The 13,833-nt window shown below is 35.8% G+C and carries 13 protein-coding genes and 1 other RNA gene; 12 read left to right on the forward strand and 2 right to left on the reverse strand.

Annotated features, from left to right (window positions below):
• Positions 1-309: 309 nt before the first annotated feature.
• The 4 genes from ACN4EE_RS11590 to ACN4EE_RS11605 all read left to right on the forward strand — a co-directional run bounded on the left by ACN4EE_RS11590 (position 310) and on the right by ACN4EE_RS11605 (position 5,872).
• Positions 310-1,104: an ABC transporter permease gene (locus tag ACN4EE_RS11590; RefSeq protein ID WP_431706638.1), complete on the forward strand. Its 795-nt coding sequence runs from the start codon at positions 310-312 to the stop codon at positions 1,102-1,104.
• Between the two features lie 587 nt (positions 1,105-1,691).
• Complete coding sequence (locus ACN4EE_RS11595) at positions 1,692-2,297, forward strand: superoxide dismutase (protein WP_431706605.1); 606 nt, start codon at positions 1,692-1,694, stop codon at positions 2,295-2,297.
• A 144-nt stretch (positions 2,298-2,441) separates the two neighbouring features.
• The gene (locus ACN4EE_RS11600; protein WP_431706639.1) at positions 2,442-3,515 is read left to right on the forward strand and encodes a glycosyltransferase family 4 protein; all 1,074 of its coding nucleotides are present in this window, start codon (positions 2,442-2,444) and stop codon (positions 3,513-3,515) included.
• Between the two features lie 209 nt (positions 3,516-3,724).
• On the forward strand, positions 3,725-5,872 hold the full coding sequence (locus ACN4EE_RS11605; RefSeq protein WP_431706606.1) for a molybdopterin oxidoreductase family protein: 2,148 nt from the start codon (positions 3,725-3,727) through the stop codon (positions 5,870-5,872).
• A gap of 36 nt (positions 5,873-5,908) precedes the next feature.
• On the opposite strand, the gene ACN4EE_RS11610 is transcribed toward ACN4EE_RS11605, so the two are convergent.
• Both ACN4EE_RS11610 and ssrS read right to left on the reverse strand, forming a co-directional pair.
• Positions 5,909-6,688: a septum site-determining protein MinC gene (locus ACN4EE_RS11610; RefSeq protein WP_431706607.1), complete on the reverse strand. Its 780-nt coding sequence runs from the start codon at positions 6,686-6,688 to the stop codon at positions 5,909-5,911.
• Positions 6,689-6,726: 38 nt separating this feature from the next.
• Positions 6,727-6,910: non-coding RNA, 6S RNA (ssrS, locus tag ACN4EE_RS11615), on the reverse strand.
• A gap of 265 nt (positions 6,911-7,175) precedes the next feature.
• Here ssrS and ACN4EE_RS11620 point away from each other — a divergent pair.
• From ACN4EE_RS11620 to ACN4EE_RS11655, 8 genes are all read left to right on the forward strand, one after another.
• Positions 7,176-8,018 carry a universal stress protein gene (locus ACN4EE_RS11620; RefSeq protein ID WP_431706608.1) on the forward strand — a complete coding sequence of 281 codons (843 nt, stop codon included), beginning with the start codon at positions 7,176-7,178 and terminating at the stop codon, positions 8,016-8,018.
• Between the two features lie 386 nt (positions 8,019-8,404).
• Positions 8,405-8,812, forward strand: a complete 408-nt coding sequence (locus ACN4EE_RS11625; RefSeq protein WP_431706609.1) for an Npun_F0494 family protein — start codon at positions 8,405-8,407, stop codon at positions 8,810-8,812.
• 106 nt (positions 8,813-8,918) lie between these two features.
• The gene (locus tag ACN4EE_RS11630) at positions 8,919-9,467 is read left to right on the forward strand and encodes a DUF433 domain-containing protein (RefSeq protein WP_431706610.1); all 549 of its coding nucleotides are present in this window, start codon (positions 8,919-8,921) and stop codon (positions 9,465-9,467) included.
• Positions 9,451-9,831: a DUF5615 family PIN-like protein gene (locus ACN4EE_RS11635; RefSeq protein ID WP_431706611.1), complete on the forward strand. Its 381-nt coding sequence runs from the start codon at positions 9,451-9,453 to the stop codon at positions 9,829-9,831. The genes ACN4EE_RS11630 and ACN4EE_RS11635 overlap by 17 nt, the downstream gene beginning before the upstream one ends.
• 60 nt (positions 9,832-9,891) lie before the next feature.
• Complete coding sequence (cobQ, locus tag ACN4EE_RS11640) at positions 9,892-11,382, forward strand: cobyric acid synthase CobQ (protein ID WP_431706612.1); 1,491 nt, start codon at positions 9,892-9,894, stop codon at positions 11,380-11,382.
• Positions 11,383-11,473: 91 nt separating this feature from the next.
• Entirely contained in the window at positions 11,474-12,841 is a 1,368-nt protein-coding gene (locus tag ACN4EE_RS11645) for an HD domain-containing phosphohydrolase (protein WP_431706613.1), read from the forward strand.
• Between the two features lie 246 nt (positions 12,842-13,087).
• A complete protein-coding gene (locus ACN4EE_RS11650) occupies positions 13,088-13,402 on the forward strand; it encodes a DUF2605 domain-containing protein (protein WP_431706614.1) in 315 nt (104 codons plus the stop codon).
• A gap of 111 nt (positions 13,403-13,513) precedes the next feature.
• Positions 13,514-13,828 carry a DUF2973 domain-containing protein gene (locus tag ACN4EE_RS11655; RefSeq protein ID WP_431706615.1) on the forward strand — a complete coding sequence of 105 codons (315 nt, stop codon included), beginning with the start codon at positions 13,514-13,516 and terminating at the stop codon, positions 13,826-13,828.
• The last annotated feature ends 5 nt before the right edge of the window (positions 13,829-13,833 follow it).

A 13,833-nucleotide genomic window follows, 5' to 3' on the forward strand; every position in this document is an offset into this window, starting at 1 on the left:
GCTATCAATATTTTGAAAAAGGCTCTAAGTACCGTAGGGCATACGGGAACTTTTGTCTTTAAGGCAATAAACGCTTGGGGAGAAGATGCCTCTATTTTGATTGGTAGGGGTTGAATATATTCAACCCGTACACCTGTCAGGGTAAGCAACCTCTATGAAGCAAGAATCCCACGTAATTCAGTTGTGGGAGTGTCAAATTCTACATCTTCTATATTCTCATTGCGAGGCATAAAGAAATAATCTCTCAAAACTCTATTTGACACAGAAGTTTTAATTAACTTAAAATTCAGCATAAATATATAATAAATGATGAGAATAATTAATAACATTATTGCTATTTTACAAAAAGAATTACAAGGTTATTTTGCATCTCCTTTAGCCTTTAGTATTGCAGGAATTTTCTGGTTTATATCAGGAATATTTTTTGTCTTTATTCTCTTAAGTGAACAGGGAATTATTCAATCGGTAAATGTACAAGAACAAATGGGTTCTCAAGTTCCCATCGATGTAGTTTATGAATTTATGCAAATATTTTTTGGTGTCATCGGTTCATTAACTATCTTCATTTTACCCGTGTTATCTATGGGGTTATATGCAGAAGAAAGAAAGCGAGGCACGATCGAACTTTTAGCCACTTCTCCTATCTTTAATTGGGTGGTAGCCGTGGGTAAATTATTGGGAGTTTTGGCGTTTTTTATTACTATGATTATGCCGATTTTACTCTATGAAGCTATAGCATTTCAAGGAGCAACTCCTCCTATTAATCCTCAAGTTATCTTATTAGCACATTTGGGCTTAATTTTGATGGCAGGTTCGATTTTATCTTTAGGGATGTTTATTTCTTCTTTGACAGATAGCACTATTTTTTCTGCAATTATGACTTTTACCCTCGTCATTTTTATTTCTATTTTAGATGGTATGGGTAACTTAGTCGGTGGACAATTAGGAGAAATAATTGCTAATTTTTCTCTGTTAAAAAACTATGAAAATTTTGTGAAAGGTATTTTTGAAACTAGCACTTTAATCGTCTTTTTCTCTTATATTATCTTAGGCTTATTTTTAACTGCTCAATCGATCGAAACCCTGAGATTCAGCCGTAAATAGAGTTATACAATCGTAGAACAGGTATCTTGCCTGTTTTTGTCCTAGAAGTCCTAGAAGTATAATAATTAGGGTTTGCTGAATAAATCAGAAGACTATTAAAATCAACGGTTTGGACATACTACATCAACTGAAAAGTGTTCAATTTTCACAATTTTTACTAAATTTTATTTAAAACAGCTTTGTAATTATAAGTTAATACAAAGCCTCAAAACCTTGATTTTGTCACCTATTCACTCTTCCCTTTTCCCTTTTCCCTTTTCCCTTTTCCGCTCTTCCCTCTCTTCATCAAAATACTTTTTCAGCAAACCCTAATTAATTGCAATTTTTCTTGACTTTTTTAAAATTTTTGGTCATAATAGAAAGTATAAATATTATAATGGCAATTTAAGCATCTATTTTAAAAATTGTCAGTATTTCCATTATCTAAATTTTATCAAAAAAGTCAATAGTTGTCAAGGAAAAAGTCAAAAAAAGTGATGAAAATAGAAAAGGATAGAATGATTCATAGAATGATTGGATATAAAATTCTAGGAAAAGTGCAAAATTTGATATGATTAAGAAAAGTAACCGATAATAAGATCAATAATATGGCTTATCAATTACCAACACTTCCTTACGAATATACAGCTTTAGAGCCTTGCATCTCTAAAAGTACCTTAGAATTTCATCACGACAAACACCATGCAGCCTACGTTAACAACTTTAACAACGCTGTACAAGGTACAGAATTAGACTCTAAATCCATTGAAGAAGTCATCAAAATTACGGCTACCAATCCTAGCCAAGCAGGTATTTTCAACAATGCCGCTCAAGCATGGAATCATAGTTTTTATTGGCAATGTATGAAACCCAATGGAGGAGGCACTCCTAGCGGTGCATTAGCAGATAAAATTAACGCTGATTTTGGTAGTTTTGACAAGTTTGTAGAAGCCTTTAAAACCGCAGGTGCAACTCAATTTGGTAGCGGTTGGGCATGGTTAGTTTTAGATAATGGCACTTTAAAAGTAACTAAAACTGGTAATGCTGATAATCCTTTCACCGCAGGGCAAACCCCTTTATTAACTATGGATGTATGGGAACACGCTTACTATTTAGATTATCAAAACAAGCGCCCTGATTATATTGCTGATTTCTTGGGTAAATTAGTTAACTGGGATTTTGTTGCTGAAAATTTTGCTAACGCAACCGCCTAGTTTTATTTAATGAGGAATGAGGAATGAGGAATTAAGAATTAAGAATTGAGAATTAATAAAGGAAATTTTCTCACAAAGGATTTTTTTGTGCTTCGCAATGACAATATTAATAATCGATCGAACCCTCTGTTGTTAAATTTTTCGATGTTGGTAGAAAAACCGACAGGGATAACCAATTATATCAACAACATTATACCTTATTTTACTAATTTACCCTACACAACTTTATTAGCAGAAAAATATAGTAATTCTAACTATCAAAATCCTTATTTTATCAGTGAAAAATTTAGCCCAGATTATGGTAGTAAAGGGCATTTTTTGCGCTTAAAATGGACTCAGTTTAATGTACCTAATATTTATCGTCAATTAGAGTCAAATTTGTTGTTTTCCCCTGTGCCAGAAATGCCTTTATTTACTAAGTGCAAAACCGTTGTTATGGTACATGATTTAATCCCTTTACGATTTCCCAAAAAAAATTCTCCCCTTACCCCTTATTTTCGTTACTATATTCCTTTAGTTTGTCAACAGGCACAACACATTATTTGTAATTCTCAAGCTACTGCTGATGATATTATTAATTATTTTCACATTTGTGCAAAAAAAATTACCCCTATTTATCTAGGTTATGATAAGCAAAAATTTAGAGTTATGGATAACTTAAAATCTAACAATAATATACCTTATTTTCTCTATTTAGGAAGACATGATCCTCATAAAAATGTTAGTAAAATTATCTCCGCTTTTGCTAAGTTTCAAGATCATAAAAATTATCAACTTTGGTTAGCAGGACCAAAAGACGATCGATATACCCCTTTATTACAACAACAGTCGATCGAACTTGGCATAGAAACTCAAGTAAAATTTTTAGATTACGTTGCTTCGGCGGATTTACCTATTATATTGAATCAAGCTCAAGCCCTTATATTTCCGACTCTTTGGGAGGGTTTTGGTTTTCCCGTTTTGGAGGCTATGGCTTGTGGTACTCCTGTTATTACTTCTAATGTTTCTTCTTTACCTGAAGTAGCAGGGGATGCCTGTTTATTAGTAAATCCCCATGATATTAATGAGATTAGTTCGGCTATAAATACCATAGCAAAAGATGAGCAGGTTCGATCGAACTTAAGAGAATTAGGGTTAAAACAAGCGCAAAAATTTAGTTGGGAAAAAACAGGAAAAGAAACCCTTAAAATTATTGAAAAATTCCTCATTGAGATATAAAAATTACACTGGGTTAAGTTGAAAAAGTCAATTTTTCATTATTCGATCGATTTCAATTATGTAAAATATCAATATTTTTAATGTAAAAATTAATTAGATTCAAAAAAACTGTATCATCATATACCCTTCATTGCTAAATCTAATGACAGTATAACCTTGAAAATAAGATAAAATATGCTGATTTTGCACCAAGCCGTTATATTGCCATAATGAATAAAAAAGTTACTACCGTTTGCCCTTATTGCGGTGTTGGTTGTGGTTTAGAAGTTTCCCCCCCTTCATCTGGAAAAACTACTAATTGTGACTCCCTTGGTAATCCTATTTGGAAGGTAATGGGCGATCGAAATCATCCTTCAAGTTTAGGTAAAGTGTGTGTCAAAGGGGCAACCGTTACCGAAGCAATGCACAAAAGTCGCTTAAAATACCCCCTCTATCGAGAAACATTAGCTCAGGAATTTAGACAAATTTCGTGGGAAGAAGCCTATAATCTCATAGTCGATCGAATCAACACCGTCAAGGATACTATGGGAGTAGATGGTATTTGTATTTATGGTTCAGGACAATTTCAAACAGAAGACTACTATATCGCTCAAAAATTGATGAAAGGGTGTTTAGGTACAAATAATTTTGACGCTAACTCTCGTTTATGTATGTCGTCGGCTGTGTCGGGTTATATTGGTAGTTTTGGCGCTGACGGACCACCTTGTACATACGAAGACTTAGAATTAACAGACTGCGCTTTTTTAGTGGGTACGAATACCGCAGAATGTCACCCCATCGTTTTTAACCGTTTTCGGGCATATCATAAGAAAAATCCCCATGTTAAGTTAATAGTAGTCGATCCTCGTGGTACTGCCACCGCAGAAGTAGCGAATCTTCATTTAGCGATAAATCCGGGTACAGACATCGATTTATTTAATGGTATCGCCTATCTATTGTTACAGTGGAATGCTCTTGATTACGATTTTATTGAACATCATACTAACTATTTTGCTGATTTTAAGGACGTGATTTTACAATATCCTTCCGATAAAGTAGCCGAAAAATGTGGAATTTCGATCGAAGATTTAGAAACTTGCGCCCGTTATTGGGCGGAATCAGAAAAAGTGTTATCTTTGTGGTCAATGGGATTAAATCAGTCTTCCGAAGGCACAGCCAAGGTAAGAGGCTTGATTAATTTACACCTGATGACGGGTAAAATTGGTAAGGAAGGCAGTGGGGCTTTTTCTTTGACAGGGCAACCTAACGCTATGGGAGGTAGGGAAGCTGGAGGTTTAGCACATCTTCTCCCCGGTTATCGTAGTGTTTTGAATCCCCAACATCGTCAAGAAGTTGAGCAGTTATGGGGTTTACCCTCTGGTTCGATCGATGGTAAAGTAGGTAAGACGGCATGGGAAATGATTACAGGATTAGAAACGGAAGAAGTAGGTTTATTATGGGTTGCGGCGACAAATCCCGTCGTTAGTATGCCAGATTTAGAGCGCACCAAAAAAGCCTTGTTAAAATCACCATTCACCATCTATCAAGACGCTTATTACCCCACAGAAACCTCCCATTATGCCCATTTACTCTTACCTGCGGCGCAATGGAGTGAAAAAGCAGGTACAATGACAAACTCAGAAAGGGTTGTGACTTATTGTCAACAATTTAGCCCTCCTGACGGTGAAGCAAAACCAGATTGGGAAATCTTCGCTGAAGTCGGAAGAAGACTAGGATTTGAGCAATATTTTAACTTTAAAAACGCTTCCGATGTCCATAGAGAATTTGTGAGGTTGACAAAAAATCGCCCTTGTGATATGTCGGGCATGACTCATGAAATTTTAGCAGATTATGGCTCAATACAATGGCCTTTCCCAGAAGGGAGTAATCCTGAGCATCGTTACGGAAGAAGACTTTACACTGATTTAAAATTTCACACTGATAACGGTAAAGCTAACTTTTCAGCATACCATAGTCGGGGACTAGCTGAACCCCCTAATCCTGATTATCCTTTTGTGTTAACCGTTGGGCGGTTATATGGACATTGGCACACCATGACCAGAACTGGTAGAATCGATAAAATAGTGAAAATGCACCCTGAGCCTTTCATCGAAATTCATCCTAAAGACGCACAACAACTTAATGTACAAGATGACGAGTTTGTCAAGGTAGAATCTATCAGGGGAGAAGGCAAGTTTAAGGTTAAGATAACACGATCGATCTCACCTAAGACAGTATTTGTGCCGATGCACTGGGGTTTTTTATGGGCGGATAACGCCGAAGCTAACAGTTTAACTCATTCTGAGGCTTGTCCAATTTCCAAGCAACCAGAATTAAAAGCCTGTGCCGTAAAAATCAGTAAAATTCCTCTCAGCTAGAAGGCATCTAGGTTACTGGTGAGCAAGTGAAATCTTTTATGTTTGTATTTTTTTGAGAAAACGCTGAAAATTTTGAGCCGATTGAATCTTAATACCCTCTTCGCCAATATAAGCAACTTCCGCCATATCAGGAGTATTATCGGGTACAGTCGCCACTAAATCCGCAATTCTTAACTGTGTCGCTTCCAATCTCAACGCCATAATAGAGGCTTGACGATTTCCCATGTAACCAGCATGGGCAATGCCCTTTAAACTACCCCAAACAAATATATCACCCCCTGCTAAAATATTCGCACCCGGGTTCACATCCCCTAAAATAATTACCGTACTCGGATGACAAATTTCTACCCCCGATCGAATGGTATTCTTAAGGTATAAAGGTTCAGCTAAATCTTGAATTGTGGTATTTTGTTCTTCCGTAGTGATTCCTCCTGTCAAGGTTTCCTGTTGTACCGAATAACCAGCACTAGAAGCAGCGACTGCCGTTTGACGGCGACGGGTGATAATTAAACTTAAGGTTAATCCTATCTGTTCTAAAATCGTCTTTAACTGTGCAATTTGTCGTGTGTCAAGCAATCGATCGCCACTTTGTAAATGAGTTTTTGTGCCTAATTGCCAAGACTGATCAATTTTTTGTAACCTAATCTTAAAATCATCAATTATGCGTTGCCATTGATTAACCTCCGTTTTATTCACCGAAGGCAAGGTGACAATCACAATATCACCCTTTTTAATTAAATTAATTTGTTCTTTCGTACTTAAAGGCTTGATGGGAGGAGATTCTATTTTTGATTCAACAATATCCGATTCAGTCATTTTTTCCCTTTTGTATATGAATACTCCCCAAAAAAAATTTATAGCCCACCACGCCGTTTTACCTCAGTTTATGACCTGGATAACCAGGTGGACACCAATGTTTCTGTTTTCGTTTCCGAGTACAAAAGCTCGGTTTACTGCCACTAGAACACGATCAGTTTCCGTATAACTCAAGTATAGATCAAAAAACTTGATTGGCAGTCACCAACGCAGTAGGCATACTAATAACTATGATAATGATTTACTGATTTTTGAGCAACTTTTTTTGTCAATGTCATTGCGGTGAGGCGCGTAGCGTTGCGAGGCAACGAAGCAATCTCCTAAAATAAAGTTGTCTATGTGATTAAATCCTCATTCTTCAATGTCATTGCGAGGTAACGAAGCAATCTCCTAAAACTCAATTTTTTGTTACAAAATGTTAGATTTTACCGTGCCTAATCGCTGTATTTTAAAGATAAAGACTTTTATAAAAAAGAAATTGTAAGATATGTTAGATAAAATTTTATATGCAGATTCTGGTAATGGCAACACTCAAGAGATGTTAAAAACACTATTAGACATTCCAACTTTTCAAAATAGTGAAATTACCATTCTTCATGTCATTCCTCCCCAAGTATCTGCCGATGCTTTAGCTGAAAAATGGGAAGAAGGCGGTAAAGTGCTTTCGGATATTGTCAAAAATGTTCATATTGATCCTACTAAAGTATCTACCATTTTAAAACAAGGCGATCCCAAAGATACAGTTTGTAACACTGCTCAAGAAATCAATGCAGATTTGATTCTCATGGGTTCGAGAGGCTTAAAACGTCTGGAGGCTTTCTTAGAAAACTCCGTCAGTCAATATGTGTTTCAACTGAGCGATCGACCCATGCTCTTAGTGAAAGATGACATATATGTCAGAAAAATTAAACGGGTGATGTTAGCCTTAGATAAATCTGATGCTTCCCAATATGCTTTAGATGTAGCTCTTTATTTGCTCAAAGACTATAAAGAAGCGGATTTATACTTAGTGAGAGTAAACCCTGACATGAGTAGTGATTTAGACTTGTCCACTGCCGAAATGGAACAAAACCCCATTTTAGCACCAGCTCTAATGAAAGCAAAACGTCTAGGCATCAATACTAAATGTATTGTAACGGGAGGCAGACCGGGTAAACAAATTTGTCAATTAGCAGAAGATAAAAACATCGATTTATTATTATTAGGATCGCCCGATCGACGACCTTCCGTTGCTAAAAACCTAGTGGATTTAGACCGTTTATTAGGAACTTCTTTATCCGACTATATTAGAGTAAATGCAAATTGCCCTGTGTTATTGGTACGAAAATAAGTATTAATAAGCTAGGATGCCTCTAAGTCGTCTGATTGAAAGAGGGAAAAGGGAAAAGGGAAAAGGGAAAAGGGAAAAGTAAAGAGTTTGAGTTATTTTCAAAAATTAATAAGAAATATAAGTTAAATGCGTTTTAGCTTATCAGAAAAAATTTTTAAAAGTAGGGGTTGAATAATATTCAACCCGTGCCAAGTTTTAAGGTTTGTAGTAAAGGCTAAAGCCTTCTTTTTAAGAATTAATTAGGACATTCTGTCATTCCGAGCGTAGCGAAGGAATCTCAATCCCTTGATCTTTGGTACAAGTGCGTAACTTCTATTAATATATAATTTCTGGTTGGTATGATATTCGGTAAAATAGTTAAAGAAACTTAATATATTCATTGTCAGATGAAAACTCCAACCCTCACAAAACCATCATTAATTTCTTATCCTGCTAACACCATTAAACGAGGAGAAAGAGCATTACGTTGTAGCCCCTTTCAATTAAGATTATTTACCACCATGATTAATAGCAGTGTGGACTTAAAAGATATTACTTTAGAAAGAGGATTAGAAAAAAAATATACCCTCAAATCCATTACAGAAAATAGGGTAGAAAATGAATTAATGTGGTTAATAAAAGTCGGCATTTTACGGCGAGAAGTTGACGGACAAGGCATTACAGACAGTTTTCGTTTAACTCCTTTAGGTAGAATGATTATCGGTAATTGGGAAAAAGATTTCGGTAACATCCCCTCCCCTACATGGAAAGATTATCTTTTTAATTTTCTCAGTTACTACTTAAATTGGAAATGAATTTGAATAATCTAAGATACTTGGAGTACAAAGTTTAAGAATAAGGATCAAAGTGGTAGATATGTTAATATAAAAAAATATTCCCTAGTAAGAGAATGTTTTAATCATGGAAATGATCTTCACTCCTCATGAAGTGGCGGCTTTGCTAAAGTTACCACCGAAACGAGTTTATAAAGAATTAGAATATCAAATTATTCCTTCAACATCTTACTCACCCCGTCTGACTTTTCCTGCCTTAATTTATTTATTTTTATTGAAAGAAATCAACTTTGAATTTTCTATTCAGTTTAGAGTTTCTTTATATCAACGTTTAGTTAAAGCATGGGAAGAAAAAGCAACTTTTTTTGAAGTCGCCAAATTTTTGGTTTTACAATTAGATCAAGTTAATCAAGAATTATCTGGATTAATTCAACAATTTAATGATTGGAAAAGTCAATTAGTTACTGATGTTAATATTCTAGCAGGAGAAATTGTTTTTCCTGAATCTCGTTTATCGGTAAGAAGAATTGGTAATCTTTTGAACAGAGGAGAAACACCAGAAAATATTTTAGAAGACTATCCTTTTCTATCGGAAGAAGATCTAAAATTTGCTCAATTATTCGTTAATGCTTATCCCCTTCAAGGAAGACCAAAAAAAGATGAAGTTTTTAATTGATGAGGATATTTCTCCTGCCATCGCGCGTTATTTATGTGAACAGTTTTTAATGGATGCAGTAGCCGTCAGAGATAGGGGATTACTAGGAAAAAGTGATCGTTATATTTTAGAATATGCTTTCAATGAACAACGAATTTTAGTCACAGCAAATATTGTCGATTTTGAAAAATTTGCCAGTTTATTAGAAGTTCATTTTGGGATGATTTTTTTTCTTGAAGGTGATTTATTACGTCAAGAACAAATGGAACTAATCCAAAAAGCAGTCACCACAATACAGGGAGAACTGAAAGAGGAAAAAGACATGATGAATCGAGTCCTTTATATTTCTCGTAGTGGAACAAAATTTTTTAGAAATATCCCTTAATTTTACTATCAAGATAGTCCAAATTATCTATTATTTATTATTTATTATTTACTAATTCTTATGACTGCAATTATGGTAGTGGGTACTACTTCCCACGCTGGAAAATCATCTTTAGTTACTGCATTATGTCGTTTGTTGTGGCGTAGGGGTTGGTTAGTAACGCCCTTTAAAGGGCAAAATATGGCTCTCAATGCCTATGTAACGGCAACAGGGGGAGAAATGGGTTACGCTCAAGCATTACAGGCATGGGGGGCAAAAATTCCTCCTAGGGTAGAAATGAATCCTATTTTACTCAAACCTCAAGGTAATATGACTTCTCAGGTAATTATTAAAGGTAAAGTAGCAGGAGTCACTAATGCTAAGGAATATTATCAAAATTATTTCGATCGAGGTTGGAATGCTATTATTGAATGTCTGGATATTTTAGGGGAAGAATTTGATCTGATTGTCTGTGAAGGAGCAGGTAGTCCTGCCGAAATTAATCTTAAGCATCGTGATTTAACTAATATGCGAGTGGCTAAACATCTTAACGCTAAGACTATTTTAGTGGCAGATATTGAACGGGGAGGGGTTTTTGCTCATATTGTTGGTACTTTAGAACTATTAGAACCTGAAGAACGATCGTTAATCAAGGGTATTGTTATCAATAAGTTTCGGGGAGACAAAACTCTTTTAGATTCGGGGATAGAATGGTTAGAAAACTATACTAATATTCCCGTATTGGGCGTAATTCCTTGGTTTGATTCTACGTTACCATCAGAAGATTCTCTTTCATTATTAGATAAAACCAGTCGCAAAAAAGATTATGAGTTAAAGATTGTAGTGATCAAATTACCTCATATTTCTAATTTCACAGATTTTGATCCCCTTGAAGCCGAAGAAAGTGTTTTTATAGAATATCTTGAACCGAATAAACCCCTAGGCTATCCTGATGCGGTTATTATACCCGGTACGAAAACCTCGATCGAAGACTTAGAGATATTGAAAAAAACAGGTATGATGACACAAATTCAAGAATATGCCCAATCAGGAGGAACAGTAATAGGTATTTGTGGCGGTTTTCAAATGCTAGGAAATATAATATCTGATCCTGATCATCTTGAGGGATCACAGGAAAATTGTCAAGGATTAGACCTTTTACCAGTGCAAACTATCTTAAAACGGGAAAAAATTACCCGTCAACGGGAAGTATCAGCAAATTATCCTCAAAAGGGTTTACCTGTAGATGGCTATGAAATTCATCAAGGCTATACAGAAATTATCCCTTCTTTGCGTAAACAGAAAAAAATGGATTGTTTTCCCCTGTTTGATGATCAAACTTTAGGTATCGTCAATGACACTCAAACGATATGGGGTTGTTATCTTCATGGTATTTTTGACAATGGTGCGTGGCGTAGAGCGTGGTTAAATACATTAAGACAAAAAAGAGGTTTACCATCTTTACCTACAGGTATCAGTAATTATCGTCAACAGAGAGAGGATTTACTGGATTCTTTAGCGGATTTTGTCGAGCAACACTTAGATTTGGAATCTTTCTTGCAAAATATTTAGCTAATATCGATCGAACTCAGGTGTTATAGCGTCAGTCCTGTTAAAATTAAGGTATTAGTTTCGATCGAACCTTTTTAATTCCTGTGTCAAAATGTTACCAGAATCCACTCTTTATCAATTAAAAAATAGCCAAGAAGAAGGGCAATTACCTTCTAGTTATGGTGTTTATTACAAAAATACTCTTGTGGCATTGTGTCATGCGTTAGAAGATCATATTTTACAGCATGATTACGAAGATGATATATATAAACCGTTGGTATTAGTAACATTTCAACAGGGAAAATGGTATGCTCAAGAAGCCGATCGATATTGGGATTTAGCGAAACACTCTCGACAAGTAGCCATCGCCGCCGTAGCAGATAGTGGTTTTGCCTCTCACCCCACCAGTCAACTAGATAACGTGGAATTAGTCCATTTACGGGAAGATGATACTTTTGTACAGGAGTGGAATTTAGTCATTTTATCTCCTGATTATGCCGCTATGGTACTTTGTCACGAACTTTTACCCCATGAGTATCAAGCAGGAAGTGAACCGCAAATCGATATAGAAAGGAAGTTTTACGGTTTATGGACGTTCGATCGAACTTTAGTAGAGAAGTCTGTGGACATTTTAATCGCAAGGATGAAACCTTACAATGTTGACTTAGGGAATAAACTCGAAAAAATGCGGTGGCAGATAAAATATATTTCTCCTTCGGGAGTAGTGGACTTAACAGGAGTCGTTAATCGCATCGTTTCTTACTTACAAACCAGTCAACAAGAATTAGTCACCGTTAACCGTCAAACAAGAGAATTAAGGGATTTGGAAGGAAAAGCCTTAAAACTCAGTCGTAATCTGGGAGCGAGTAAACTTCAAGCCTTCCTGAGAATGGCTCAAAAAGTAGATAATAATGATCCGTTTAATCCTCATGCTTCCTTACAGGTGGCTGCCTTGGCGGAAACTTTAGGACAAATTCTCGATTTACCCACCCTCCAACTAAGACGATTAAGACTAGCTGGGTTATTATTTCGCATTGGTTTAGCAGAAGCTCCTACAGAAATATTTACAGAAAATCATCAACAACTCAATTCGAGCGCCTATAAGTTTTGGATCGATCGAGCTATTTTAGGTTCTCGTTTATTAAGTTCTATGAGCGAATTGAATCCTATTACAAATATTGTCTATCATCAACTAGAATACTGGGATGGAAGCGGTACACCAGATGGTTTAAAAGCGTCAGAAATCCCCTTAGAATCAAGAATTTTAGGGTTAGTCACCTATTTTCAAGAATTAACCCAAGCAAGGGGAGAAAGACAAGCCTATAGCCTTTCTGATGCCTTAACAAAATGTCAACAATACAGTAATATCAGATTTGATCCTAATCTTATCGAATCTTTAAAAACCGTTATTCGTCTAACGGAAATGGGGTTAATGAAACTCCCCGATCGTCCTAGTCAACTACCCCCCGTATGGTGTTAATAAGTAGGGTCTGCTGAAAATTAAACCGGCTACCTGAAACCTGCTTCAGTTGGATATTCTTACATCGAACTGAGGTTAGTAGTCAATAGTTATCAGTATTTTTAACTATTAGAAAAAAATGTAAGTTAAATGCGTCTTAGCTTATCTTAGAACAATTTTCCTGTTTCTGAGAAAAATATAAAATTTTGTAAAGTTCGTTAAGATAACTAATAGAATAGTAAAATATAACAAACTTAGATTATCACCATGAACTCATCAGAGTCCACTGAAAAAGAACTTTTAAAAAAAGTATTATTACCTTTACTGGAAGATTTTACCTATTGGTTTTCTCGTTCTTCCACCCTATTAGAGTCTGAAACTATGCCTTTTTTGTCCGCCGATGAACAAGGTAATCTTCTCGATCGAATTAAACACGCTCAAAGTGAAGTTCAATCTGCCACGGTACTATTTAAGGTAACTGATTGTCAAGTGGGAATTGATACTAAAGTTTTGATTCCTTGGCACAGATTAGTGGGAGAATGTTGGCAGGTTACAAGACAGTGGCGTAGTATTCAGCCGTAATCAATTATAGTTAGTGGGCAATGCCCACCCGACAAGAATCTCGATCGAAATCTATTAATTTTTTAGCAAATTTTTTTTAATCTAGTTTATTACCATTTTTGGGAGGTTTCAATGTTACACTTACTCTATATTTTAGCGTTTACAGTGATCGCTTTTTTTGCTATAAGTAATCTTATCCGTAGTTTGATAACTATTAGCGGTGAATCTCAAAGAGGTTCATGGACTGATACTCCAAGACCAGTTCGATCGTCAAACAATAGAATATATCAGTCTAATCATCCTGAATTGTACGATGAACAGGGAAAACCCTTTAATGAACCATTATTAGTCATCCGCTCTGTTTCTGTGGAAGATGCTCGTCAAAAACTTGATTCTATTTACGAGTCTTCTCCTAGCCAAACTACCCCAAGAGACGAAGACGCTTAATGGGC

Origin of the sequence: Geminocystis sp. CENA526, from assembly GCF_050753365.1 — a bacterium.
Taxonomy (GTDB): Bacteria; Cyanobacteriota; Cyanobacteriia; order Cyanobacteriales; family Cyanobacteriaceae; genus Geminocystis.

Excerpts from the sequence above, each read along its gene's own strand:
- ACN4EE_RS11590 (WP_431706638.1), top strand. The coding sequence starts at position 310 with ATGAGAATAATTAATAACATTATTGCTATTTTACAAAAAGAATTACAA.
- ACN4EE_RS11595 (WP_431706605.1), top strand. The coding sequence starts at position 1,692 with ATGGCTTATCAATTACCAACACTTCCTTACGAATATACAGCTTTAGAG.
- ACN4EE_RS11600 (WP_431706639.1), top strand. The coding sequence starts at position 2,442 with ATGTTGGTAGAAAAACCGACAGGGATAACCAATTATATCAACAACATT.
- ACN4EE_RS11605 (WP_431706606.1), top strand. The coding sequence starts at position 3,725 with ATGAATAAAAAAGTTACTACCGTTTGCCCTTATTGCGGTGTTGGTTGT.
- ACN4EE_RS11610 (WP_431706607.1), bottom strand. The coding sequence starts at position 6,688 with ATGACTGAATCGGATATTGTTGAATCAAAAATAGAATCTCCTCCCATC.
- ACN4EE_RS11620 (WP_431706608.1), top strand. The coding sequence starts at position 7,176 with ATGTTAGATAAAATTTTATATGCAGATTCTGGTAATGGCAACACTCAA.
- ACN4EE_RS11625 (WP_431706609.1), top strand. The coding sequence starts at position 8,405 with ATGAAAACTCCAACCCTCACAAAACCATCATTAATTTCTTATCCTGCT.
- ACN4EE_RS11630 (WP_431706610.1), top strand. The coding sequence starts at position 8,919 with ATGGAAATGATCTTCACTCCTCATGAAGTGGCGGCTTTGCTAAAGTTA.
- ACN4EE_RS11635 (WP_431706611.1), top strand. The coding sequence starts at position 9,451 with ATGAAGTTTTTAATTGATGAGGATATTTCTCCTGCCATCGCGCGTTAT.
- cobQ (WP_431706612.1), top strand. The coding sequence starts at position 9,892 with ATGACTGCAATTATGGTAGTGGGTACTACTTCCCACGCTGGAAAATCA.
- ACN4EE_RS11645 (WP_431706613.1), top strand. The coding sequence starts at position 11,474 with ATGTTACCAGAATCCACTCTTTATCAATTAAAAAATAGCCAAGAAGAA.
- ACN4EE_RS11650 (WP_431706614.1), top strand. The coding sequence starts at position 13,088 with ATGAACTCATCAGAGTCCACTGAAAAAGAACTTTTAAAAAAAGTATTA.
- ACN4EE_RS11655 (WP_431706615.1), top strand. The coding sequence starts at position 13,514 with ATGTTACACTTACTCTATATTTTAGCGTTTACAGTGATCGCTTTTTTT.